At 44.2% G+C, this 24202-nt stretch carries 20 protein-coding genes and 1 pseudogene; 10 read left to right on the plus strand and 11 right to left on the minus strand.

Features of this window, described 5'->3' with window-relative positions; genetic code table 11:
* Position 1: 1 nt before the first annotated feature.
* The 5 genes from QUB35_RS07520 to QUB35_RS07540 all read right to left on the minus strand — a co-directional run bounded on the left by QUB35_RS07520 (position 2) and on the right by QUB35_RS07540 (position 5909).
* Positions 2-874, minus strand: coding sequence for a GDP-mannose 4,6-dehydratase (locus QUB35_RS07520; protein WP_333140825.1), 873 nt, complete (start codon positions 872-874; stop codon positions 2-4).
* Complete coding sequence (locus QUB35_RS07525; RefSeq protein ID WP_333140827.1) at positions 871-3405, minus strand: methyltransferase domain-containing protein; 2535 nt, start codon at positions 3403-3405, stop codon at positions 871-873. Before QUB35_RS07525 ends, QUB35_RS07520 begins: the two co-directional genes overlap by 4 nt.
* A gap of 36 nt (positions 3406-3441) precedes the next feature.
* Positions 3442-4701 (minus strand): class I SAM-dependent methyltransferase, encoded by a 1260-nt coding sequence (locus QUB35_RS07530; RefSeq protein ID WP_333140829.1) that lies wholly within the window; start codon positions 4699-4701, stop codon positions 3442-3444.
* A gap of 16 nt (positions 4702-4717) precedes the next feature.
* Entirely contained in the window at positions 4718-5173 is a 456-nt protein-coding gene (locus QUB35_RS07535) for a hypothetical protein (RefSeq protein WP_190741236.1), read from the minus strand.
* 352 nt (positions 5174-5525) lie between these two features.
* Entirely contained in the window at positions 5526-5909 is a 384-nt protein-coding gene (locus QUB35_RS07540; RefSeq protein WP_333140832.1) for a hypothetical protein, read from the minus strand.
* A 284-nt stretch (positions 5910-6193) separates the two neighbouring features.
* Between QUB35_RS07540 and ftsH3 the strand changes: the two genes are divergently transcribed.
* Entirely contained in the window at positions 6194-8032 is a 1839-nt protein-coding gene (gene ftsH3, locus QUB35_RS07545) for an ATP-dependent zinc metalloprotease FtsH3 (protein ID WP_006633639.1), read from the plus strand.
* Positions 8033-8351: 319 nt separating this feature from the next.
* Here the strand turns inward: ftsH3 and QUB35_RS07550 are convergent, their stop codons facing one another.
* Positions 8352-8513 carry a hypothetical protein gene (locus QUB35_RS07550; RefSeq protein WP_333140834.1) on the minus strand — a complete coding sequence of 54 codons (162 nt, stop codon included), beginning with the start codon at positions 8511-8513 and terminating at the stop codon, positions 8352-8354.
* 371 nt (positions 8514-8884) lie between these two features.
* Here QUB35_RS07550 and QUB35_RS07555 point away from each other — a divergent pair, with 371 nt between their 5' ends.
* Together QUB35_RS07555 and QUB35_RS07560 are read left to right on the plus strand one after the other, a co-directional pair.
* Positions 8885-9523, plus strand: a complete 639-nt coding sequence (locus tag QUB35_RS07555; protein ID WP_333140836.1) for a bifunctional 4-hydroxy-2-oxoglutarate aldolase/2-dehydro-3-deoxy-phosphogluconate aldolase — start codon at positions 8885-8887, stop codon at positions 9521-9523.
* Between the two features lie 100 nt (positions 9524-9623).
* Positions 9624-10145, plus strand: a complete 522-nt coding sequence (locus QUB35_RS07560) for a L,D-transpeptidase (RefSeq protein WP_333140838.1) — start codon at positions 9624-9626, stop codon at positions 10143-10145.
* 345 nt (positions 10146-10490) lie between these two features.
* Here QUB35_RS07560 and QUB35_RS07565 read toward each other — a convergent pair whose 3' ends face one another.
* Positions 10491-11318, minus strand: a complete 828-nt coding sequence (locus tag QUB35_RS07565) for a YwqG family protein (protein WP_333140840.1) — start codon at positions 11316-11318, stop codon at positions 10491-10493.
* Between the two features lie 73 nt (positions 11319-11391).
* On the minus strand, positions 11392-12981 hold the full coding sequence (locus QUB35_RS07570; RefSeq protein WP_333140842.1) for an Hsp70 family protein: 1590 nt from the start codon (positions 12979-12981) through the stop codon (positions 11392-11394).
* Between the two features lie 365 nt (positions 12982-13346).
* Between QUB35_RS07570 and QUB35_RS07575 the strand changes: the two genes are divergently transcribed.
* Positions 13347-14036 (plus strand): type II CAAX endopeptidase family protein, encoded by a 690-nt coding sequence (locus QUB35_RS07575; protein ID WP_333140844.1) that lies wholly within the window; start codon positions 13347-13349, stop codon positions 14034-14036.
* A 134-nt stretch (positions 14037-14170) separates the two neighbouring features.
* Here QUB35_RS07575 and QUB35_RS07580 read toward each other — a convergent pair.
* A pseudogene (locus tag QUB35_RS07580) lies at positions 14171-14434 on the minus strand (ATP-binding protein); the annotation flags it as partial.
* Between the two features lie 1357 nt (positions 14435-15791).
* Here QUB35_RS07580 and QUB35_RS07585 point away from each other — a divergent pair.
* The 5 genes from QUB35_RS07585 (at position 15792) to QUB35_RS07605 (ending at position 21861) form a co-directional block, all read left to right on the plus strand.
* Positions 15792-16952, plus strand: coding sequence for a glycosyltransferase family 4 protein (locus QUB35_RS07585; protein WP_333140846.1), 1161 nt, complete (start codon positions 15792-15794; stop codon positions 16950-16952).
* A 436-nt stretch (positions 16953-17388) separates the two neighbouring features.
* A complete protein-coding gene (locus QUB35_RS07590; protein ID WP_333140848.1) occupies positions 17389-18510 on the plus strand; it encodes a glycosyltransferase family 4 protein in 1122 nt (373 codons plus the stop codon).
* A 105-nt stretch (positions 18511-18615) separates the two neighbouring features.
* A complete protein-coding gene (locus tag QUB35_RS07595) occupies positions 18616-19983 on the plus strand; it encodes an O-antigen ligase domain-containing protein (RefSeq protein ID WP_333140850.1) in 1368 nt (455 codons plus the stop codon).
* A 445-nt stretch (positions 19984-20428) separates the two neighbouring features.
* The gene (locus tag QUB35_RS07600) at positions 20429-21223 is read left to right on the plus strand and encodes a WecB/TagA/CpsF family glycosyltransferase (RefSeq protein WP_333140852.1); all 795 of its coding nucleotides are present in this window, start codon (positions 20429-20431) and stop codon (positions 21221-21223) included.
* A 194-nt stretch (positions 21224-21417) separates the two neighbouring features.
* The gene (locus QUB35_RS07605; RefSeq protein ID WP_333140855.1) at positions 21418-21861 is read left to right on the plus strand and encodes a DUF4079 domain-containing protein; all 444 of its coding nucleotides are present in this window, start codon (positions 21418-21420) and stop codon (positions 21859-21861) included.
* 80 nt (positions 21862-21941) lie between these two features.
* Here QUB35_RS07605 and QUB35_RS07610 read toward each other — a convergent pair whose 3' ends face one another.
* Positions 21942-22850: an alpha/beta hydrolase gene (locus QUB35_RS07610; RefSeq protein ID WP_333140857.1), complete on the minus strand. Its 909-nt coding sequence runs from the start codon at positions 22848-22850 to the stop codon at positions 21942-21944.
* Between the two features lie 365 nt (positions 22851-23215).
* Here QUB35_RS07610 and QUB35_RS07615 point away from each other — a divergent pair, with 365 nt between their 5' ends.
* Positions 23216-23374 (plus strand): hypothetical protein, encoded by a 159-nt coding sequence (locus QUB35_RS07615; RefSeq protein WP_333140859.1) that lies wholly within the window; start codon positions 23216-23218, stop codon positions 23372-23374.
* A 21-nt stretch (positions 23375-23395) separates the two neighbouring features.
* Here QUB35_RS07615 and QUB35_RS07620 read toward each other — a convergent pair whose 3' ends face one another.
* Complete coding sequence (locus tag QUB35_RS07620; RefSeq protein WP_333140861.1) at positions 23396-24133, minus strand: alpha/beta hydrolase; 738 nt, start codon at positions 24131-24133, stop codon at positions 23396-23398.
* Positions 24134-24202: the final 69 nt, after the last annotated feature.

A 24202-nucleotide genomic window follows, 5' to 3' on the forward strand; every position in this document is an offset into this window, starting at 1 on the left:
TTTATATGGCGTCGATCATCATAGCTGCGAGTTGTCGCAGGTCTATTTTGGGTTGCCAATGTAGGCTGTCCATTAGCGCAGGATTGGATACTAATCGTTTATATTCCGGCTGAAAATTTTCAGCTTGTTCTAGATATCGAGTCCAATCCAAACCCAGGTGTAAAAAGCAGACTTCTATCCAATCTTTTATAGAATGAGTTTTGCCGGAACCGATAACAGCTTCAAAAACATTTTCCTGTTCTACCAGCGTCATAATTCCCTCTGCTACATCACCGGCAAACGTCCATTCTTTCTCTACATTAACATCGCCAATTTGAAGTTTTTCCTCAGATCCCTGAACAATACGCTTAGCGGCGACTACAATTTTTTGGCTGACATGATTTGGCTTTCTGAGAGGGCTTTCATGATGGAATAAATATCCTACATAGGCTTTGATACCGAGACTTCTGTAATATCGGGCAGCATAAACTGATTGGATTCGAGCAACGGCATAAGCACTACTTGCTTCAAAAGCAGTATCCTCAGAAATAGGATTGCCATCATTATAGAATTGAACGCCGCTACCTGTAATAAAAACTTTAGAATTGGCGCTATGCTTGTAAACCGCTTCTAAAATATTGAGTGTACCTGTCGAAATTGCTGCATGATTTTCAAACAGCGCATCGTGTCGTGTTGTTGATTTAGCAGCTAAGTGAAATACGTAGGTTGGTTGGTATTCTTTTACGAACTCCTCAACCTGTTTGTAGTCAGACACATCGCCACGCATCCAATCTCCCGATCGCGATACAGCTACAGGTTTAATTCCTTTAGCGTTGCACAACTGATGGAGATAGTATCCATCTTGTCCGTTAGCACCGAAAATAAGAGCGTTCACAGTTTATTTTTCTGAAAAACAAAGGTGGCAAATGTATAGCGACATCCTTCATAAATAAAATCGGGTTTCGGACAATCCCATTGCGGAACGTCAGGGAAAACACAATTTTTTAATAAAGGCAGAAGTCGCTGTTTGAAATCTTTCTGCGTGTACAAGCGAAAGTCCACTCCCGGAATCCGATCGCCCGGTTTATACTGGTCATTATAATCGCAGGTTAAAACGGCACTACCTCCAGGTGCCAGAAGTTCAGCGATTTGCATCAGAAACAACTCGTCATTTTGAACGTGTTCAATCACAGATGTTGAAAATATAATATCATAGCTCCCTTTAATAGTAGACGGCTTGTGGAAATAAGTGTTGAGATCGCAGTTAATCGCCGGATCGATTTCTTCCAATTGGTAGCCGACTTGCTTCAGAGCAGCAGCAGCACTATCTTCATGACTGCCAACACATAAAATTTTAGGCTTGACTAATTGAGAAGCAAATTTGTCTACCGTATCCAATATAAAGGCTTGCTGAATATTAGCTTCCGGTATTTTCCGCGCCATCATCTCAGGAACTAGTGCAAATAACTGATTAATCCTAGGTGCGTACTGCGATCGCGCGGCATCATCCAAGATCCGATTGAATGATGTTACATTGGGAATCCCAACATCTAAATACCTCTGGCTGTGGGACTTCTGTGGCTTTTCTAATACTTGAGCAAGTATACGCTCATAATCCAAAATGAAATTAGCTTCGCTCCATTCATTGTAAAATGGCACCAGCGGTGCAATACCGTTATCAACAATTTGTTTCAAGCTGGAATCTTCTATACAAATTGAAGGCTTGGCCGAAACAATATGTCTGAACATATTGCTTTTTGTAATGGCGATCGGTCTTTTGACAGCCAGCGCGTGATCGATCGTACTCGATATACCGCGATTCTCAAGTCTGTCATAAAAGAAGGCGTTTAGCGTATTTTGTGCTAGAAAATCCAGTAATTGTTCTTGACTGAGAAAATCGTGACTTAAACTTAGTTTAATTCCCGGCTTGAATATCGACTGCTGACATCGTTGGGCGATCGCAACTGCTTTACTTCCATCAGCATCGCCAAAAGTTGCAAAGGGAATATGCAGCCTAATCAGTGCCTCGTCATACTCTTGCTGTACGGTAGCAATCAGCTTTTCAAATCCTTTTCCTTCCAGTCCAAATCCAAAACTACCAATAGTTGGAATCTCTGGTAATTTGTGATTATTCGTATACGGAGCGATAATTCTTCCTGTTTTAAAGACAATTGGATTCTTGAGCTGTAACGTCGGATCTGGACCGATATGGTACTGAAAGATGGAATTATTTGATACATCTGCTAGGCGCTGCGTGACTTCGTGAATAATCCCGATGTGTGACCCGTTAATAGATTGCAGTATGCTCTTATTCACCCAAGATAATGTTGTGGGATGATAGTTGTAGATAATTGCTGATGGTTTTACCTGGTTGACGCGATAGAGCAACTCTTCAGCACTCGAACATTCGGCATATACGAAAGAGTATTTGGTCGAATTTTTGAGCGTTTTTGCTATATTAAAACCGTATTCATGCACGCCACAATTAGTTTTTGTGTGCGAGATTATCAAAATTTTATCCAGCAAGTTATCCCGATCTTTACTTACCGATTCTGTCGGAAAAATTGATGCCTTCGTAGCTACGAGATTGGCATTCTTAACTGCTGCTGTAGAGAAGGTAATATCTGCCACAATCTTGGTCAGCCATTGTTGGACTTCGGCATAATTCTTGGCATAAACCACCGGATTTTCCAAGTTATCCCAAAGCTTCTCTGCTAAGTCCCAGCCAACAATACAACGAGGCTTATATCGATTAATTTCCGTTTGGCAAGCCGCGTTTATAGCGCTTCCTTTCATCAACAAACCAATAGATTTGTCTCCTATTTGCGATAATTCTTTCAGATTCATGCCGCTGCAATCGACCAGATTTGCAGCCGGAGATTTAGGTGGAGCCGAACAGTAAAAGTTGAGCTGAGGAAAATCCGATGCTATTTGCTTCAGGTGTTCGTTTAAATAGAAATAGCTTTGATTCGAGAAAACTTCCCCGTTTTCTACTAAAATACTATTGGCTCTAACTGCTATTTCCGGTTCTGTCCGTCCAAAAAAGGCGATCGTCGGGGTATGAATCGGTATCGGCAGAAGATATTGATGATTCAGGCCATGCTGATACATCTGGCGATTAAAGGTATGAACGTTATTTTGGTACGTCATACCGTAGAGTTTTAAAATATCATCAAAAACGCCAAACCACATATTGACAAATATGGCAGTATCGGGGCAGTTTGGCGTTGGTTCCGTGCCTTTGTATTCCTGACTTTGATAAAGCGTGATCGGCAAATCTAAATCCTGCCAAAGATAAGTAGAGACTTCAGCGCACTCCAGGGTAATTTTCGCCCCGGGAAAACTAATTCTAACCGCCTGAATTACGGCTCTTGTCAAAATTACATCGCCGCTGTGAAAACTGTTATGAATGAAGAAATGTGTCATAGCTTTATCCTGTTGTGCGCTGTCTTGTTTCTTGACTTAGTATTTGATAATTTCCACGTTAGGCAAAGGGAAGATTAGACCAACACCCCTTTGCAGTATTTCTTCCTCGCGCTTGAGAAATTCTTCCTTAAAATGCCACGGCAAGACTAAATAATAATCCGGCTTCATTGCCCTTGAATCCGCTTCGCTGACAATCGGAATGTCAGTACCGAGCGTATAGGCGCCGTATTTATCTGGGTTTCTCTCCGCCGCTACATCTATAATGCGATTGTCGATTCCGCACCACTGCAAAATTGTATTGCCTTTAGTCGATGCACCGTAAATGTGAATGCTCTTACCTTCTTTTTTCAACATTTTTAGCAGCGAAACTAACTGCTCTTTATGCACGTTGATCCTGTCTTGAAAATTTTTGTAGGGTTTGTCGGTATCCAGCTCCATGTCAAATTCGGCCTGACGTAATAGCTTGATGCGCGTCACAGCTTCTTGTTTTTTGAAGGCAAAGTTGTCAAGATGCGTTGCATAACAGCGAATGCTACCGCCGTTGATGTCGTTAAGTACGGCATCTACTATTTTCAAGTCAGCTTGTTTCAGTATATATTCCAGCACTGCTAAACTGTAATATTCCAAATGCTCGTGACAAATTGTGTCGTAAGAATTCATCTTGAGCATGGATGGCATATAAGACATCTCAAAGACCCACAAACCCCCAGGAGCAAGCGCTTTTTTGATTTCTTTGCAGAAGCTTACCGGATCTTCCAGGTCATAAAACATGGCGATTGACGTAATAATGTCAAATTTTTCGCCTTGTAAAACCTTGGTGAGTTCTTCGGAAGGAAAAATGTCTTGAATTGCAGTAATGTCTCCGGTTATTTCTTGAGCTACGTCTGACGGATCGACACCAAATTTGATGAAGTTTTGCGGATAGCACTTTAGTAAAGTGCCGTCATTACAGCCAATATCTAAAACACGAGCATTGCTTTTGCCAATCAGGGATGCTGCTTCTTCAGTAATTCCCTGCAAGTGATTTCGCATGGTTGCGTTCGTGCCGGAACGATACCAGTAGGCAGAATATAAAACTTCCGGCGGAACCGTATGTTCCATCTGTAATAAACCGCAGGCTCTCTCATCTTTGGTGGGATCGCAACGCACTAGAGAAAGGGAAATTTTTCTCAGGGGTGGTTCTTCTTTCCCTGGCTTGACAAAGGAACCTTGCAAATACTGTTCGCCTAAATTAATGACTGGGGTGAGGGCTGAAGAACCGCATACCCGACAAGTTTTACGATGACCTAAGTGCATTGTTTTACCTCTAAAATTAGTTATTTTTTTGAGAGCCTAGCTTTTCTACCAGTGCTTTGAAATTTCCATCTATTCCATCTATACACTTATTCCGTTCTAAGTTCAATATCGCTAGCTGTTTGACAACTCGATCTTTTTCTGAGGCTGCCACTTTTTCAAACTCATAGACTTTTTCTTGTTCGTGCCACAAGTTGCAGTTAACGTGGGCGAGCTGCGAGAAGATTTCGCCTATGCTGCCAAGGACATCAGGCACATAATTGCCTTCTTTTTTATAAACTTTATTTGATGCGAAAGTCAGGCGAGCGATCGGAATTTGACCCGATATAGCAGCGCTAATAAATTCGTTCATTTCCTGCTGAAGCTGTTTTTCTTGAACAGCAAGGCTCTTGAGTCTGATTTCGTCTTCGGAATGCCACTGTTTCAATTTAACAATTGTCAATTTGTCGCAGAGAGAGCCAAGTGTTTCTGCCATAGGTCAAATGTGATTGGTTTAAAAGAATCTAACTGAGGATGTTTGGCGATAGCTCGTTTTTTCTAAAGGAAGTTTCCGCACATCACGCTGTAACCCTCGCTCCTGCCTTAGCGCTCAGTCATACACTAAAGATTTTATCGTAGTTGTTACCGCCAAGCTACTAATATAGATCGTTTGCTAACAGACGAACACCCATTTTGGTTGTTCCCAGAATAGTCCCTACTATTTTATACAACGTTTTTGCACGCACACAGGATTATTTTACATAGAAAACGCTGAGGATTGAGACATCCGATCGCAAGCGAGCAGCTTTAACATCACTCTCTCTCGTTCCATTGACAAATTCAACGCTCTACTCTATCTCAGCCATAGGCATATTCGGAGAGCGCGGATTTGGATATATTTGCAACCCTCTGGGCTCGACAATCAAATCGAGCGTCTCCATCACAATAGCACCGAGTAAAGCATACTTTTTCCCAGGTGAGACGATTGCTTCAAACCAACCTTTCCTACCGCACACTTCGACTTCAACCCCACCAACAATATCTCTTTGGGCCGTCTGCTCGTTAGCATACTTAACTATCTGCTTCCTAATCTTAGGGAAGTTAAACTGTGCAGCAGTTGATTCGGGCAAAACTAGCATCGTCGCTCCTGTATCTACTTTTGCCTCCTGATCCACTATCTCGCTGTCAGTCAAAAAATTTCTAATTTTTAAGGTAGTGTAGGTAATTCCCATCGCTGCTCACTTCTTGGTTTCTACTAGATTAACTGAAAATCGCCCGCCGATCGCCGAAAACCTTGTGGGCTGGGGGACGCCAACTCTTGACAAAAATCATTTAATATTGTAATTGATGGCTTACTCGCGGGCAGATGAGAAGTTCCGTTCCCGCCACATCAGACCGCCACAGCATGGCCGGGATTCCTCACCACACAAAAACAAGTTACAATTACGTTAAGATTGATGAACATAAATAAAAATTCCCAAATCACAGGGACTAAAAATTAGGAGGATCGACCTCGGTGAATAAACGGTGGAGAAACGCTGGCCTGTACGCACTGCTGGCTATTGTAGTCATTGCCTTAGCAACGGCTTTTTTTGACAAACAGCCCCCAAGCCGCGAAGTTTGGAAGTACAGTCAATTCATTCAGGAAGTCGAAGGCAAGAGAGTAGACAAAATAAATATCAGTTCCGATCGCAGCAAAGCCCTGGTCACAGCCCAGGACGGCAACAAGGTACTCGTTAACCTGCCAAACGACCCCGAACTGATCAACATCCTGACCAAAAATAACGTAGATATTTCAGTTCTGCCCCAAAGCGACGAAGGCTTCTGGGTAAAAGCCCTCAGCAGCCTGTTCTTCCCGATCTTGCTCTTGGTGGGACTGTTTTTCCTGGTGCGGCGCGCGCAAAACGGGCCCGGCAACCAAGCCATGAACTTCGGCAAATCCAAAGCTAGAGTCCAAATGGAGCCACAAACTCAGGTGACTTTCGGCGACGTGGCCGGCATCGAACAAGCCAAGCTAGAGCTCGCAGAAGTCGTGGACTTCCTGAAAAATGCAGACCGCTTCACCGCAGTCGGAGCAAAAATCCCCAAAGGCGTGCTGCTGGTCGGCCCTCCCGGAACTGGCAAAACCCTGCTGGCAAAAGCAGTGGCTGGAGAAGCAGGCGTTCCCTTCTTCTCGATTTCCGGCTCAGAATTTGTGGAAATGTTCGTGGGTGTCGGTGCTTCCCGCGTCCGCGACTTGTTTGAACAAGCTAAATCGAACGCTCCTTGTATTGTATTTATCGATGAAATTGACGCCGTAGGCCGCCAGCGGGGCGCTGGTTTGGGCGGTGGCAACGACGAACGGGAACAAACCCTGAACCAGTTGCTGACAGAAATGGACGGCTTTGAGGGCAATACTGGCATCATTTTGATTGCTGCCACAAACCGCCCCGACGTGCTCGATGCGGCGCTGCTGCGTCCGGGTCGCTTCGATCGCCAAGTTGTAGTCGATCGCCCCGACTTCGGAGGCCGCCTAGAAATTCTCAACGTTCACGCCCGCGGCAAAACTTTGTCAAAAGACGTGGACTTGGAAAAAATCGCCCGCCGGACACCCGGTTTCACAGGTGCAGATTTGTCCAACCTACTCAACGAAGCAGCAATTTTAGCCGCCCGTCGCAACTTGACCGAAGTCTCGATGGATGAAGTCAACGACGCGATCGACCGCGTGCTCGCTGGCCCGGAAAAGAAAGACCGCGTGATGAGCGAAAAGCGCAAAACCTTAGTAGCTTACCACGAAGCCGGTCACGCTTTAGTCGGCGCGCTGATGCCCGACTATGACCCCGTGCAGAAAATTAGCATTATCCCCCGCGGCCGCGCTGGCGGTTTGACTTGGTTCACACCCAGCGAAGATCGGATGGATTCAGGCTTGTATTCTCGGTCTTACTTGCAAAATCAAATGGCGGTAGCTTTGGGCGGCCGCATTGCTGAAGAAATTGTCTTCGGCGAAGAAGAAGTAACAACCGGTGCGTCGAACGACTTGCAGCAAGTGGCAAGAGTAGCGCGGCAAATGGTGACTCGCTTCGGAATGAGCGATCGGCTAGGCCCTGTAGCTCTCGGTCGCCAACAAGGCAATATGTTCATGGGTCGCGATATCATGGCTGAACGGGATTTCTCTGAAGAAACCGCAGCTACGATCGACGATGAAGTGCGTTTGTTGGTAGAACAAGCTTACCGTCGCGCTAAAGATGTACTCGTTGGCAACCGCCATGTCCTTAATGCTTTGGCAGATATGCTAGTTGAAAAGGAAACGGTGGATGCTGATGAATTGCAAAATTTGTTAGCTAATAGCGATGTGAAAATGGCGACGATCGCCTAATCGATTTTACAATTTAGATTTTGGATTTTAGATTTAATCTAAAGTTTGAAATCAATAATTGGGGTGATTCTGGGATTGTCTGGAATCGCCCCGATTTTTTTATGAGTGCGATCGATCGATTTTAGATTTTAAATTTTGGATTTTAGATTAAATCTAAAGAATGATATTATGTCCGGTCGCTTCGCCCGAAATCAGGTAGGGGCGGGTTCACCAATAATATCGGCCAATAATTGACAATCTCAAAAACCCGCCCGGCCGGGATATTATGGTCAATCGATCGGACATGATATCAGACATTCAGCATACCTTTTTCCAGCAGCTAGCGCTTAAATTCTTCCCAGGGAACTCTTGGTTCATCTTTTCTAGATTCAATAATCACACAGTCGTAAACATCCTCCCAGATATCGTCTGGGTACTGGAAGTCAAGCAGCACCGGGACTTTTGAGCCTTGCGACTCAACTAATATCAAATCCGTTGGCATCGGAATTATTCATCTCTCTCTTCCCTTTCTCTGTATCCTCTGTGTCCTCTGCGGTTTCATCATTCCGATACAACAGGAATTGATATAAAAACTGAAAGTCTGTCGGTTCGCCGCATTCAGCCAGTACGTCAGATCAAAAATCTCTGTGGTTTTTGATGTCAACAATTGCAGCGGTTTTGTTGCCTAGATTGTCCGTTAAAAATTGAACGCCGCACATATTGTAATTTGCCAGATATCGAAGTTAGCAACCTGTATTAAAATTAGAGGCGATTCAGAATGATATGAGTTTCAAATTTGGGATATGCCCAATTTAAAATCCTTCGACTGAGCACGCCGAAATCTAAAATCTAAAATCTAAAATCTCAAATTGTATGAATCATCGATCTTGGTTGACACTACTAAAAAAACACCGCGCGATCGCAGTCATCCGTTCCTCCGAAAAGGAACTTGCTTGGCAGATGGCATCAGCGGTAGCAGCCGGAGGAATCCAGTTTATTGAAATTACTTGGAATACCCACAAAGCTGCTGAATTAATTGCCCAACTCCGGTCGGAATTTCCTACTTTTAGTATTGGCACTGGCACTTTATTAAACTTAGAAGAGTTGCAACAAGCAATAGACTGTGGCGCTCAATTTCTGTTTACTCCGCACACCGATGTAACCATGATTAAAACAGCAGTTGACGCCGGAGTGCCGATCGTCCCCGGTGCTTTTTCTCCTACGGAAATTGTGACCGCGTGGCAAGCAGGCGCTACCTGCGTTAAAGTGTTTCCCATATCGGCTTTGGGAGGCGCCGCCTACCTGAAAAGCCTGCAAGGCCCCCTGGGAAACATTCCTTTAATTCCCACTGGCGGGGTGACGCTGGAAAATGCGAAAGTATTTATTGACGCCGGGGCGATCGCCGTTGGTTTAGCCGGAGACTTATTTCCTAAACACTTAGTGGAAAATCGCGATTGGCGGGCGATCGTCCAAATTGCCCAAACTCTCGCCCAAAACTTAACAACTTGTTAAGCCCTCTTTCCAATCCAACATTTCAAATCTAAAATCTAAAATAGTACAAGCCAATCTAAAATCTAAAATCTAAAATCTAAAATAGTACCAGGTGTGAGAAATGAACAGCATTATCAACTCAACTTACTTCCGTCGCGCTGGAACTTTCTGTGCCGGCTGCGCCCTCACTTTTGCTACATTCTGCGGCGGTTCAATGACCGCATTTGCCAGCGAACAGCACAACATAATTGCCAATAAAATTATGCTGTTGCAGCAATCCAACGAACGCTGGATTGAAATAGATTTGTCAAGACAAAGGTTAATAGCTTGGGAAGGAAATACACCCGTTTACGCGGTGATTATTTCCAGCGGCAAATCATCGACTCCCACCCGCACGGGAACCTTTGCCGTTGAAACCAAACACCGCGTTACTAGAATGACTGGGCCGGACTACGACGTGCCCGACGTTCCCTATACAATGTATTACGACGGAGGCATGGCAATTCACGGCGCTTACTGGCACAATTTGTTTGGCAATCCCGTTACTCACGGCTGCACAAATGTAGCTGTCAATCATGCTAAATGGCTATTTGAATGGGCCTCGGTGGGCACACCCGTGGTGGTGCACAAATCTCAGGTTTAGGGAATTGGGAATTGGGCATCGGGCATCGGGCATAGTCGAACATTATTAGAACTTATGGTGGTCAGAAACCGGGTTTTTTTGCGAAATACTGCGTTACAGCCCTAGATTCGGTCAAAAACCCGGTTTCTTCGATCGGAGTTCATCAGTTCTGGTTTTTTTTAGCTTGCTGACTTTACTGCTGTTTTTATACTAATTCTCAAAACTCATGCAACAGTATCTGTAGGGTGCGTCGCCCTCAAAAATCTTAAAGAATATCCACAATCTTTGAGCGACGCACCTTACACGAGCGGGTGAGCGTAAACAAACCCACACTCATCATTGTTGCAAGACTTTAGATAATTGGTATTAACCACAATCCCAATTGTATAAAACTTTACTAAAATCTAATTGTCTGAGTGCTGATTCATTAATAAAAAAGTTACCTATACCCATATCTCCCCACTTGATATCTACTGTATCATTGCGATCGGTATCCATTTGGAATAGAAGAATATCTGACTTATGTTCCCGATCGCATTTACTGCTATATTCTCTAACATCATTTTGTACAAAATCAGGATAACCACCTATTTTATGACCACAAAAAGACGCTATTTTTAGGTATTCATCCTCTATTTCATGATTCATAAATAACTCATCAATTTCCGAGCCTAAAATTTCGGTACATTGGTAATCACTTGTACTAATCGGCGCATATTTTTTAGTAAATTGTAAGCTGCAACAGCCTGAGATAGGAAAAAGTTCGGGTTCCGGCAAAAAATCATAATTGGTAATGATGTTTTCAACTTTGAAGTCTGGCTGAGGAAAATACATTATTTTGAATCTGTCTTCGACTGTGGGATTATCTACATCGGCGGAATTGCCGAATTCTAAACCATATGGTTCATCGTCGGCTATATAAAACTGCAAAATCCCCCGATCGGGAAAACCATCTAAAGGCGGTATTTCATCAAAGTTGAGTTGCGCTAGCAAAAATAAATATTTACCGTCACAAGTTTTGGGATATTCAAAGCCTTTAGGTAAATAAGGAAATCCCCCAAATTTACTCTGCCACCAATTAACGTCATCATTATTCTGGGTTTGAATTTCGATGTAAGGTTTAATGGTAGCTTCGATTCTGTCGCGATACTTTTCTAGTTCTGGAGAGAGTGGACATTCTAGTTTGTAGTTCATCTGCTTTTAACAATTTTTTTTGAACGCAATCAGTAGGGTGCGCCGAAGCGCACCTTACCTGTAAAACCTATTCTTAACTTAGCTGCACCACGGGTTTATCCTCTAACAAAGTTTCATTTGTCAGCAAATCTTCCACGGTAATTCGCAAAAAGCGCTGTGCGTCCACGCGGAACAAAACTTTTATGCGATCGCTCCCCGGATACCCAGGCGGCGTCAATTGAGCGATGCTGCGTGCTCCTTCTTTATCATTTAGGGGCTGTACCGATGTTTGACCCGCGAGTTGGCGAGTAATTAGCCTGTCGCCGTCAAAATATATCTCCGTGCCGCCAGTTTCCGCTCCCAATTCGCCGATAATTAATTCTATACTAGGCTGATTTTCTAAAGAAGCTCCCAAGACTAATTCTACTGGTTCGCTCATCGGATAAGACTGGCCAGATTTAATTAAACTGTGCCAACTGTGGCAATTTTCGCGGCGGTTCCAGTAGCGAATTCCGTAACTGTGATAGAGAAAATCTTTGATTTCTATGCCTTGACTCAGTTGCAGAGCACCTTGGGCGATCGCCTCAAAGGGTTTGTCGCAGCGAATTTTTGCAGGATCGAAATATTGCTGCACCCAACGCCCGACAGCGGGAATTTGCACAGTACCGCCAACTAGCAAAACTGCGTCGATGTCGCCAATTTCTAAGCCTTGGCGCCGCGCTTGCTGCAATACTTGATTCATGCACTCGTCCAGTTTGTCAAAAAACTGATGTTCCGCGAGGATAGATTCAAAACGAGTTCGGTCTAATTCTAATTCGTAACTCTCAAAATTTTCGTCATCAAAATAAACCTCAACCGCCTGATTTACTAAAGACAACTGAATCTTTAACCGTTCTGCCAATCTCGTTGTAATGGGAGATTTTGCCAGCCCTTTTGTTTGCACAAAATAGTCAACCAGCCAATTATCAATATCAGAACCGCCTAAATTTTGTCCGGCTTTAGCCAAAACCCGGGCAACTTTTGTTTTTTGCGCTGAAGATTCAGCTAATAACTTTTCGCCCCACTTAAGAATAAAACCGAGTGGCTTTTTGTCGGAGGAAGCGTCCAAACGCACCAAAGAAAGGTCTAGAGTTCCGCCGCCGAAATCAATGACTAACAGATTTTCGCGATCGGCTAAACCGTAACCCAAAGCAGCCGCCGTAGGCTCGTCCACCATCCGCACCTGTTCTACTTGCAGAGATTGAGACACTTTGCCCAACCAATGGCGGTAAGCTTCAAAACTATCTACAGGCACTGTAAAAATCAAAGAGTCGATCGGCAAAGGCAGTTCGCGAATTGATTTCACAATTTGGCTCAAAAACCACTCACCTACTTGTTCAAAAGTAATTAGTTGCCCGTCAACTTCTGGCACAAAACCCTGAACAGAAGTGCCAATTCCCCGCTTGAAATTGCGAAAAAACCGAGAATCTCCACTCAAATCCCGGCCTTTGTCGCGGACTTGCTGACCGAGTATGACTTTACTTTGAGCAGCGTCCTCAACGTAGAGTAAACTGGGAATTAGGGGCGGATTTTGAGCCGAGATTGCCGACAATCCCGGTAATTTCAAAGTTTCGGGCTGCTGGAGGGCTTGATTCCAGCGAGCGACGACTGTGTTGCTAGTTCCAAAGTCAATTGCGATCGTCATTCAGCCAAAATACACAGCTACTAGGGATTAGATTATATTATGGTATTTAGAGCCACAAATGCAAATAGATTCTCAAATTGTGCTTGAATAAAGATTTTGTTACAACTGGAACAGCTTTAGCGGCGGAGTCTTCAATTTTGTGCAACTGCATATTTTTCGTGGCAACAAATAAGCGCAACTTTTGTAAACTGCACAAAACTCATACGATTTTACATTTTAGATTAAAAAATTGAGAATGACTGACTGAATAAGGGTTGGGAATTTTGGCATACAGTTGCATTGTTTATTGAAAGTGGTATAATCTGTCCGCCGCCACCAAGCTTTTTCCTTTGATCTCAATCCAATTTTTTAAGGAAGCCTGCAAAATGCTGGATATGGGCGATCGCAAAACAGCACTATTGGCTCTAACACTACTTGTCCCTGCGGCTAGTATGGGTATCATAGCAGCCTTGTATCTTGCCCCTGGAAGCTGGGGACAAACACTGTCTGTCTTTTGTCAAGTTTGGTTGCTAGTTTTTCCGATCGCGTGGTCTGTTTTTGTCGATCGCAAAAAGCTGCGTTTATCCCTGCCCAAGCGCCAAGAATTGCTGGATGGATCTATTTGGGGAATATTCATGTTTGCGGTAATTCTGGGTATCTATAGCCTTTTTGGCCAGCACTGGATCGATCCTGTAGTTGCTAAAGAAAAATCGTACCAATTAGGTATTAGCAGCCCTACTATTTACTTGATTGTAGAAGCATATTTTGTGCTAGTTAACTCGCTGATTGAAGAATTTACTTGGCGGTGGTTTGTCTGCAACAAGTGCCAGATTCTCATACCGGGCACAAAAGCAATATTTCTGAGTTCGCTATTTTTCAGCCTCCACCACATTTTTGTAATAGCAGCTTACAGCGACTGGCCGGCTGTTCTCTTAGGTTCCTTAGCTGTCTTCGCCGCCGGGATAATTTGGTCGCACTCTTATGTGACTTACCGTTCGCTTTGGTCGAGTTATATCAGCCACGCGATCGCAGATTTGGCCTTGGCAATTATTGGTTGGCAAATCCTCTTTAACTAGCTGCTTTTTCAGCGAGTATCGTCGGCAATTATACAGTAAAAATTGACACTTTTCCCAACTCGTTCTCCCGACTATAGCAATCCTAAATGATTCAGATAAATTTGTAGGGGTAGTGCTACCCCTACTCCCCGTGCCTACCCCCTATCTATCGGGCAACCACGGGGAGTAGGGGTCGGATTGCCCCTACAATAATTATGCAAATGATTTAGGATTGCTATAATATCTCCCCCCATCATCTGACAGAATTTCTGGGCGATTGCCAATCCCAAACCCGTACCGCCGTATCGGCGAGTAGTAGACTCGTCCGCTTGCCTAAAAGCTTGAAATACTCTCTCAATTTGCTCTGTATTCATTCCAATTCCAGTATCGCTGACTTTAAAACTAATCCATTCTTCAGCATCAGTCAATATCCGAACTCGGCTATTGACTGATGCTGTGCAATAATCGAACGTTCATATCTTCCCACAGGAAGATGCCTGCGGTTAAGGCATTTGCTTTTAATTCTAGGTTCGGTTTTGCTTGCGATCGCATAATTTTAGCTGCATGAAAACAGGCCAACATATCGCTACAAGCATCGGCGGCCCGGCCCCCAAGATCACACCGATTGTCATCTGGAATTGCCTACTTAGGAAAAATTATGCTTTCATAACATCAAATTTTTTGTAGGCGAAATCGTTTCATACATACCACGAAGCTGCTGCTACTGCTTAGGAGTCAAAGTTTGCACGATATAGGCCGATCCCCCTTGAGTATTCCTTTGATCTTTATAGGGTCATTTGATAAGTTGCTGCTCAAGTTTTGTTACGGTAATTACTTAGACCGGAATTGGGCAGGAACGCTACATATACTCTGCCCGGCAGTGGCAGTTTCTTGTGGCAAATTTTTCAGGCGATCGCCTTTTATTAACAAATTTAAAACTCAGGCAGCTAATTAAATTTATATCGGTGAAACTCTATGTTCTGTAGCACGATTGGGCAACCTATTTTTTCAAACAGTGGACGAATCAACCAGGTTTTTTCATGAACATACGAAAACTGAGGGCGAGGGATATCGCTTGAAAAACAGGGTTTCTCCCCTCATTCGCGCGTCCACGACGCTGATTCGGGCGATCGCGCCCCTGCAGGTATCTGAGAAAACCACCATCTCTGAATCTTGAAAAAATAGGATAGTGTATCAAGCAATACCGACACCACAGTTACCAAAAAATCATAGCCACCGATCGATATTTAGATGTGTTATATCGATGGGGAAATCACCATTCTCAAGGTAAGAATTTCCCTCTTGAATGCAGTATAAAATTTGGCCAAAGGCGATGTCAATATCCTGCGTATTGTTGTTAATGCTACCTTTATCCCCACATTAAAAGTTGGCTGATATTCGGTTTCCCGTACATCCCTGTCCGTTGGATAGTAAATGATGTTATGTTTAACAGAGGGTGTTGTCTAGCTTGGTGTTTGTGGCGAACAAAGCTCCTACTTGATGAGGTATCCATCTTAGGGAAGAAATTTCGCTGCTCGGCCACTTATCCCTATAGGAACTGTTTCGCGATCGCATCCATCGTTATTATCATTGCAATGACAGCGAAGTTTTGGTAGATAGATATTGGGGTGTTGCGAACAGTCACTCGGTTAGATTCTATGTAAACACCAGGAAAGCGGTAATTAATATTCACCCGCCCCTCTTTCCTTTAGGGCTCTAAAATCAGCGCTGGTAGCAGCGTCGTACGCGAGCCGGAGTCTTCAGCGGGACTTAAAAATGAAAATCACCTTTGTTCTTCCTACTCTGTCTCTGACTGGTGGAATACGAGTAATATCTATTTTCGCAGAACGTTTGAGAAAGCGAGGACACTCCGTGTTCGTCATCTCTCTACCCCACCCCCAACCGAGTATGCGCCAGCAAGTCAAGTCGCTGCTGCGGGGACGCGGTTGGATTTCCCCACCTGAAAACGAACCCTCATTTTTCGATAACTTAGGTGTAGAACACAAAATTACCGATCACTACCGCCCGGTAGAAGACAAAGATGTACCTGATGCTGACGTAGTAGTTGCAACCTGGTGGGAAACCGCCGAGTGGGTAGCCAAACTCTCTCCCAGCAAAGGAGCCAAAGCTTATTTTATCCAGCACCACGAAGTTTTTGACTATCTACCTCAAGGTAGAGTAGAAGCAACCTGGATGCTGCCCATGCACAAAATTACGATCTCTCAGTGGTTAGTTAACCTAGCTTGGACTAAATATGGCGATGACCAAGTTTCCTTAGCTCCTCCTACCGTGGACACCAAGCAATTTTACGCCTGTCCTCGCAACAAACAATCGGTTCCTACAGTTGGCATAATGTACTCTACAATCTACTGGAAAGGAACCGACATCGCCCTCAAAGCTTTTTCCCTAGCAGCAGAAAAGATCCCCAACCTGCGTTTGGTTGCCTTCGGTACAGGGGCCCCCTCCTCGGAATTGCCCTTACCGGCCAATGCTGAGTATGTAATTCAACCCGACCAAGACAAAATCAAAGACTATTACAGCAAATGCGATGCTTGGCTGCTGGCGAGCCGCTCAGAAGGCTTTGGCTTGCCCATTATTGAAGCGATGGCGTGCCGCACTCCCGTCATCAGTACCCCCGCAGGCGCTGCTCCTGAAATTTTGAGCGGCGGTACTGGCATACTTGTAAGACCAGAAGATCCCGAAGAAATGGCAAAAGCCATAGAGCGTATCTGTCAGATGCCAAATTCCAAGTGGCAAGCCATGTCCGAAGCCGCCTATGCCAAGGTGAACAATTATACTTGGGATGATGCCGCGGCTCATTTTGAAGCGGCATTGAAAGTTGCTGTAGAGAAATCTAAGCAGCGCGAGGTTAACATAGATTCCTTTTCTCCCTATGCCGACCCAGTAGTGGCAAACCCACCAATTCCGGTTTGCTAACTGCAGCCATTTGAAATTCTGCGCTAGCCACTCGCTGTGGGGCGGGATTCTCAGCAGAAACTCAATATCGTTTGGTGGGGTGCTTCTGCCAAAACTAAAATCGCCCATATCCTGTTTTCTACCCAGCAGTCTAGAGACGAATTCTGACTGCAGCGACGAGGGAATACTGGTTATATATTGATGCCAAAATCTGAACCAGAGGGCAACGGAGGTTTTAAGGCTGGCTCCGTTACAGGTTAAACTTGTCTTGTCGTCAAACATCTGCCCATTTGTAATTGGGAAAAGTCCCTGACGACAAAGTAAGATCGGCTTGACTATCAAGTGACGATCCCTCCTGCAGACACCCGCACCCTGCAGAAAAGCCAAAAGAGGCTGGTAAGTGCGAACTTGCTGTTATGGAGGAGTTTTAACCAGTATCCATCTTCAGCATCTACTCATGAAAATTACTTTTGTCCTTCCTACCCTTAGTCTTACAGGTGGCATGAGGGTGTTATCTATTTACACAGAACTGCTGCAAAAGCGAGGACACAAAATATTTATCGTCTCTCAACCCCCGTGGCAACCGGCTTTGATCCAACAATTGCGCTCGTTGCTGAGGGGTAGGGGTTGGGAGTCCCCTCCCAAGACACCAAAGTCTCACTTTGATAAAGTGGAGGTCGAAAGTCGAGTTCTCGAAACCAACCGCCCAATTACCGATGTGGACGTACCTGATGCCGATATTGTCATGGCTACTTGGTGGGAAACTGCCGAGTGGGTGGCAAAACTCTCTCCCAGCAAAGGAACGAAAGTATATTTTCTCCAACATTATGAGGCTTTTGACTACGTACCAAAAGGTCGAGTAGAGGCAACTTGGCTGCTGCCGATGCACAAAATCGCTGTGGCCCAGTGGCTGGCCGACATAGCTCGGAATAAATACGGCGATTTGTCTGTATCTCTCGTCCCTCCCAGCGTGGACACCAAACAGTTTTACGACCCCCAGTCGCGAGCGAAGCAGCCGCGAGGCAAGCAATTAGTTCCCACAGTCGGGATGTACTATACTACAACTCCTTGGAAAGGCTGCGCTCTGGCCCTGAAAGCTTTCTCAATAGCTGCTGAAAAAAATCCTAACCTTCGTTTAGTTGCCTTTGGTTCCGGCGATACTCCTCCTCCCAATTTTCTGCCGCCTGGTACTGAGTATAATAAAGCACCTACTCAAGACCAACTAAAAGAATTTTACAGCAAATGCGATGCTTGGCTGTTTGCCAGCAGCTCCGAAGGCTTCGGCTTGCCAATTTTAGAAGCTATGGCTTGCGGCACTCCAGTCATCGGCACTCCAGCTGGTGCGGCTCCGGAACTACTTGCTGGCGGGGGTGGCATACTTGTCAAGCCAGAAGACCCAGAGGATATGGCAAAAGCGATCGAGCAGATTTGTCACTTGCCTGATGCCGAATGGCGCGCAATGTCCGAGACTGCTTTGGAGACGGTAATAAATTATTCTTGGGAGGATGCAACTAATCTCTTCGAGGCGGCACTATACACTGCTTTGGAACGTCAGGCACAATTAACGAACAAGACGTAAAATTGAGGTTGATTTAAAAGATTGGGGTTGGGCGATCGTTTAAGCGACAATTTTTATCGGGCAATTTGAGTTGTCTTTCTACAATTTTACTGCCAAAAAAGACCTATGGTTGCATTAATCCCAGTTGCTATGTTCGGCTTTATTCCAGTCGTTTTTTACCTGTTTGTGAGGTTTCCGGCTCAGCGGGCGGTAATTATAAGTTTTGTGGCAGCGTGGCTGTTTTTACCGCAAGCTTCTTATCCCATCCCCCTATTGCCAGCGTATACCAAAATCTCCGCAGCTTGCTACGGCATTTTGCTGGGGACTCTTATCTACGATACTTCGCGCATCACCTCTTTTAAGCCCGGTTGGCTGGACGTGCCAATGGTAATTTACTGTTTGTGCCCAATCGTTTCACAACTTAGTAATGGTGGCAGCCCGATTTCTCCGACTCTCAACCAAATCGTTGCTTGGGGTCTGCCTTATTTTTTAGGACGCTTGTATGTGGGTAGTTTAGACGGGCTGCGACAATTGGCGATCGGGATTTTTGCAGGTGGGTTAGCCTACATCCCTTTTACTTTAATTGAAGGGGTTAAGGGCCCAACTCTGCACCAAATGGTTTACGGCGTCAATGCCTTTGAGGACTGGGGTCAAGCAAGGCGTTTGGGGGGGTGGAGACCAGTAGTGTTTATGCAGCACGGTTTGATGGTGGGGCTGTGGATGATGACAGCCGCCTTAATTGCAGTTTGGCTTTGGCAAACAGGGACGCTCAAAAAGTTTATGGGGCGTAACATCAAGACTTTAGCAATTATATTAACTATCGCTTTTTTCCTGTGCCGTTCGACTGGCGCCTACAGTTTATTTGTATTCGCGTTGATCGTATTATTCTCTGCCAAGTGGTTTCGCACCTCTTTGCCCCTACTATTCATAATTGGATATATAGTGTTTTATCTGTACATAGCTGCATCGGGTCAATTTTCTAGCAAAGACGTGATTGGCTTCATCACTCAAATATTTGGCGAAGAACGAGCCGGCTCTTTGAAGTTTAGATTTGACATGGAAGAGATTTTGGGGGAAAAAGCGCGGCAAAGCTTTCTTTTTGGCTGGGGCGATTCCGGCGGGAACCGTGTGTATAGCGAGTGGGGTCAAGATATCTCAGTCACCGACAGCTTATGGATTATTGCATTTGGCGTCCACGGTGTAGTCGGTTTAGTTAGTTTATTTTCTTCATTGTTACTTCCTGTTATCGTCTTTTGCGTGAAGTATCCCGCCAGAACCTGGTCTAATCCCAAAGTAGCGCCCGCTGCCGCCCTGGGAGTAGCCTTAACTATGTACGTGTTTGACTGTGTTTTGAACGCTATGACTAACCCGATTTTTGCGCTGATTGCTGGAGCAATATCGGGTCTGGTCTTAAAAGCTCCAGAAAGTCTTAAGCCCAAGAAAACCAGTTCGCCACCAAGAAGACAGTCGCTGGTTCAGCAAAAATTAGGATGATTTTCAGGAATGCGATCGCCGCTTCACTTCAAGCTTGACACTATCTTGCCTTCCGTGGAGACAACAACTAAAAAATCTACCATTTTTGCATGAAATCAAGTTCGGAAGTTGCGAGATATTTCTCACTAGGCTAAAATTTTAATCTCATAAACTCTTTTTTACATTCAGTTGCCATGCTTCAACAAGTATGAGCACGGGATGGCTTTTTTATTAAAACTGTGTTGCGAGTTGTAAACTTAAAAATTCGCTTTATACACTTTTTCTAAAACGAGCTGATTCTTTACATAATCTTTAAAAATCCTGAGTAGACAGGTAGGGTCTAGGAGGATATACTGAGAAAAGTATGTTCACTGAAGCCCCCAAGTAGTTAAAACCCGAAACTGTATTGTGGGTTATAATAGTTTGAGTTGTAGTTTATTAATCTAAAGCGGCAAGGGCATCATAAATGAAAACAGTTAATTTATTGAATGTCTCGATAGATAACTTCTCAATAACAGAGTTGTTTGAAAAACTCGACTGCGAAGGCGGTGTTGTATTTACGCCAAATGTAGACCACTTGATTAAGTTGCAGTATGACCGCGACTTCTATGAAGCTTACAATAAATCTAGTTATAGAGTCTGCGACAGTCAAATATTGATGTATGCCTCGAAGTTTTTGGGTACTCCTCTCAAAGAAAAAATTTCAGGTTCGGATTTGTTTCCTGCATTTTATATGTATCACAAAGATAACGAGAAGATTAAAATATTTTTGCTAGGAGCTGCTGAAGGTATTGCTAGGAAAGCCCAGGAAAAAATTAACCAAAAAATTGGTAGAGAAATAGTGGTTGAAGCACTTTCTCCTTCTTTTGGCTTTGAAAAAAATGAGGAAGAATGTGAAACAATAATTGACGCGATCAATAAATCAGGAGCGACAGTTCTGGCAATAGGGGTGGGGTCCCCCAAGCAAGAGAAGTGGCTGGTTAAATACAGGAGCAAATTTACACACGTCAAAATTTTCTTAGGGATAGGTGCAACCATTGATTTTGAAGCTGGTTCCAAAGCCAGAGCTCCCAAATGGATGAGCGAAGTCGGCATAGAATGGGCGTACCGACTGTTAAGTGAACCGAGAAGGTTGTGGAAAAGATATTTGATTGAAGGTCTGCCTTTTTTCCGATTAATCTTAGAACAAAAATTAGGGTTTTATAAAATGCCTTTCATGGAGAGCAAAACCAGCCAGCTAGAATGGAAAGGTGGCTCCTAAAAAGGTGAGCCACAAATCTCTAGCGTAAATTAAGCTGAGTATCGGAGAAAGTGGGTTTGACTTCAAGGTAAGACTGATGCAATCTGTGGATAGTCCGATCGCACTTTCTCTCAAAATAATTCATTTTTGCTTTCAAGTGCAGGTAAAATCGGAAAGAAACCTTTTGTGGAAAATCCTAATTAGGGATGCAACCGATGAATCTGCCTTCTTTCTTGTGGTTGTGGAAAATAGCGGCTTGGTCAATGGGTGTTTCCCTGTTGGCTTACCTGTTGCTGGCCGTTACTGGAACGTGGATGTTTGCCGCTAGGAGTACCAAACAACCGCGCCCAAAATGGCTGCGTCCCTTTCATTTAGCCACTGGTGCGGGGATGGCGACTTTGGTAATTTTACTGCTGGGAATTGGTGTAGTCGGTACGCTAGGATACTACGGCAATTTGGGTCACTCGGCTCATTTACCGGCGGGGTTAGCTGTTGTGGCTTTGGTGTTGGTTTCTGTTGGAAGCGGGCTGCAAATTGGCCCTAAACATCCTTGGGCGCGTCCCCTCCACATCGGCACTAATGTGGCCTTGTTTGGGGGATTTGTGACTGTGTTGCTTACAGGATGGACGATAGTACAAAAGTATTTGCCGAAAGTTTGAAACCGGTCTATTTGAACTCAAAGTATACCAATGTGCAAGGGAAAACATATATGTAAGGTGCGCCGCAGCGCACCCTAGGTTTAATTTTTTTGCGTGAGTCCGCTTTTTGTGATGAATTCTAAAATATGCTGCGCGGTAGTCTGTGGCTTTTCTAAGTGGGGAACGTGCCCGCAGTCGGGTATCCAAATTAGTTGAGAATTTGCGATCGCCCTTGCAAACTTTTCCGCATCCGCCGTCCCCAAAATCCGGTCTTGTTTTCCCCACAAAATCAGCGTCTGCTGCTGAATTTGCGATAATTTTTCCCCAAAACCACCGTAACCGCCGCTTTTGGTAAACGCAATTAAAGCTTGATTCCAGTTGGGCATTTCCAAATGTAAAGCAGCACAAGTTTGAGCGTCTAGAGAAGCCAAATTTTTATCGAAATAAGCATTGACGCTAATTCGCTGGCGAATTTTGGGATTGCGTAAAAATGAAGTTGCCAGATATCCTAAAGGAGGAATTAAAAACTTTCCCTTATTAGAACTGATGGCAAAACCTGCGCTATCTATTAACACTAATTGTTTTACAGCTTCGGGATAATTGAGAGTGAAATCAATTGCGGCAGCACCTCCCATTGAAGCACCGACTAAGATTACAGGCTGCGAAATTAGCGTTTTCCAAAAATAATAAAGGTGACTTTCAATTGCCCTCGCGCTGAATGCCAAACCTGCCGATCTTTCTGTAAAGCCAAAACCCAACAAATCAACCGCCCAAGTTTCATTTTCGGCAGCTAGCAGCGGCAACAGGCGGCGGAATTCAAACAAGGAACTGTCGAAGCCGTGAATTAGCAAAATCGGTGTGTTGCCGCTGCCTTGTCGCACGTAGGTTGTGGCAATTGGCCCAGAAGATAGGGGAGTTGTAATTGCCTCTCGTTGAATGCTTTGGGCTAAGGCAATTGAGGTAGATTCTGTGAGTTGTGCGATCGACTTTGGCAGAAAACTTGCTGGCATAATTCTTGATAAATTGTGAATCGGTAGGGGCGATGCCACTCTGTCCGCCCTAACATTTAAGTATATATGCTTGCTCGATCGCTATTTGAGGAGTTGGGGCGAGTCATTAAAATTCGATCGATACTCAGTATCCCTCAGCCCCCGCTAAGGCTGAGTTTGTTAACCGGATGTTAAAATATTTTATAATCGTTGCCAATAATTCCTTTTTAATCTCCTATTACCTTCCTCTGCATCAAGAACGCCTCTGCGTTTCATTCAAAAAAACTAATTGACAAATCCAATAAAATTAGCATACCATTTACTCACACATCTGAACATATGTTAAATATTTTTTACACTTATTCTAAAATCTCACAAATAAACTGATGATAACTCAAACTCCATCCCTCAAAACCCTACCAACTAAAATTGGCAGAATAAACTGGGGGAACTGCGGCCAAACAGTAGAAGCAGGTCTGCAAAAATGGCCCGAAATTTCCGAGATTTATCTAGTCTTGGCCACAGAAATTTTCGGTGTCAATTGAACAGGGAATAGCAATTGCGACCTAAAATTTAAAAGTTAAAATTGCTTGCGGGCTGTGTAGAGACAGCCAAAAATCCAGTATTTTTTCGCCCAATTGTTCTGGATAGAAGTGGTGAAAAAAATGCCTACCCTCTTTACATTCCCAAAGTCGAGATCCTTTTTTCAGAAACTTAAGCCAGCGGCGCATGACAATAGGGGATACTACAAAGTCTGTCTTGCTACTGCATAACAACAAAGGTACTTCTACCCCCTCATCGGATAAATTGGTCGTACTAAATAACGAGTGAGGCGAAGGCGAAAGTGCTAAATCTTTTTCAAAATATGATACAAATCTTTGATTGATATACTGATTTTGTTCTCCCAGCATATCGCCAACCATTTGAGTTAAAATTTGTTCGCGACTCCAGGAAAAAGCAGAAAGATGTGTATAGTAATGAGCTTGCCAATTAATAGCAGATGGCAAGCCGACAGCTAACAGTCCCAAAGAGCTGACTTTGTGAGGATAGCGGCGGGCATACATTAAACCAATTAGTCCGCTGGTACTGTGACCGATTAGATGAATTGGGCGATTCCGCGCTTTCAAATAGTGATGTAGTAGCTCAACGGCGACATCTAAAGAACACGCTTCATCTTGCGTTTGTTCGTATTCCCATATTTGTATTGGTACTGACTGATTTAAGTAGTTAAGGAGAGAAAGATCGAATAATTGCAAACTCGGACTGGCACTTAGCCACAGCACATCATCTGAAGTATATCTCATCACTTTCAAGTGGGAAATGGAGCTATTAATAATTTTAACTGGTTCCCAGGCTATTCTTGGGAACCGATA

It is taken from the genome of Microcoleus sp. B13-B6, assembly GCF_036705405.1.
Classification (GTDB): Bacteria; Cyanobacteriota; Cyanobacteriia; order Cyanobacteriales; family Microcoleaceae; genus Microcoleus.

Bases quoted from the DNA above. Each gene is read 5' to 3' on its own strand.
- QUB35_RS07605 (WP_333140855.1), top strand. From the start codon at position 21,418: ATGAATCTGCCTTCTTTCTTGTGGTTGTGGAAAATAGCGGCTTGGTCA.
- QUB35_RS07615 (WP_333140859.1), top strand. From the start codon at position 23,216: ATGATAACTCAAACTCCATCCCTCAAAACCCTACCAACTAAAATTGGC.
- QUB35_RS07550 (WP_333140834.1), bottom strand. From the start codon at position 8,513: ATGCCAACGGATTTGATATTAGTTGAGTCGCAAGGCTCAAAAGTCCCG.
- QUB35_RS07610 (WP_333140857.1), bottom strand. From the start codon at position 22,850: ATGCCAGCAAGTTTTCTGCCAAAGTCGATCGCACAACTCACAGAATCT.
- QUB35_RS07560 (WP_333140838.1), top strand. From the start codon at position 9,624: ATGAACAGCATTATCAACTCAACTTACTTCCGTCGCGCTGGAACTTTC.
- QUB35_RS07530 (WP_333140829.1), bottom strand. From the start codon at position 4,701: ATGCACTTAGGTCATCGTAAAACTTGTCGGGTATGCGGTTCTTCAGCC.
- QUB35_RS07540 (WP_333140832.1), bottom strand. From the start codon at position 5,909: ATGGGAATTACCTACACTACCTTAAAAATTAGAAATTTTTTGACTGAC.
- QUB35_RS07595 (WP_333140850.1), top strand. From the start codon at position 18,616: ATGGTTGCATTAATCCCAGTTGCTATGTTCGGCTTTATTCCAGTCGTT.
- QUB35_RS07535 (WP_190741236.1), bottom strand. From the start codon at position 5,173: ATGGCAGAAACACTTGGCTCTCTCTGCGACAAATTGACAATTGTTAAA.
- QUB35_RS07575 (WP_333140844.1), top strand. From the start codon at position 13,347: ATGCTGGATATGGGCGATCGCAAAACAGCACTATTGGCTCTAACACTA.
- QUB35_RS07570 (WP_333140842.1), bottom strand. From the start codon at position 12,981: ATGACGATCGCAATTGACTTTGGAACTAGCAACACAGTCGTCGCTCGC.
- QUB35_RS07525 (WP_333140827.1), bottom strand. From the start codon at position 3,405: ATGACACATTTCTTCATTCATAACAGTTTTCACAGCGGCGATGTAATT.
- QUB35_RS07590 (WP_333140848.1), top strand. From the start codon at position 17,389: ATGAAAATTACTTTTGTCCTTCCTACCCTTAGTCTTACAGGTGGCATG.
- QUB35_RS07565 (WP_333140840.1), bottom strand. From the start codon at position 11,318: ATGAACTACAAACTAGAATGTCCACTCTCTCCAGAACTAGAAAAGTAT.
- QUB35_RS07585 (WP_333140846.1), top strand. From the start codon at position 15,792: ATGAAAATCACCTTTGTTCTTCCTACTCTGTCTCTGACTGGTGGAATA.
- QUB35_RS07555 (WP_333140836.1), top strand. From the start codon at position 8,885: ATGAATCATCGATCTTGGTTGACACTACTAAAAAAACACCGCGCGATC.
- QUB35_RS07620 (WP_333140861.1), bottom strand. From the start codon at position 24,133: ATGAGATATACTTCAGATGATGTGCTGTGGCTAAGTGCCAGTCCGAGT.
- QUB35_RS07600 (WP_333140852.1), top strand. From the start codon at position 20,429: ATGAAAACAGTTAATTTATTGAATGTCTCGATAGATAACTTCTCAATA.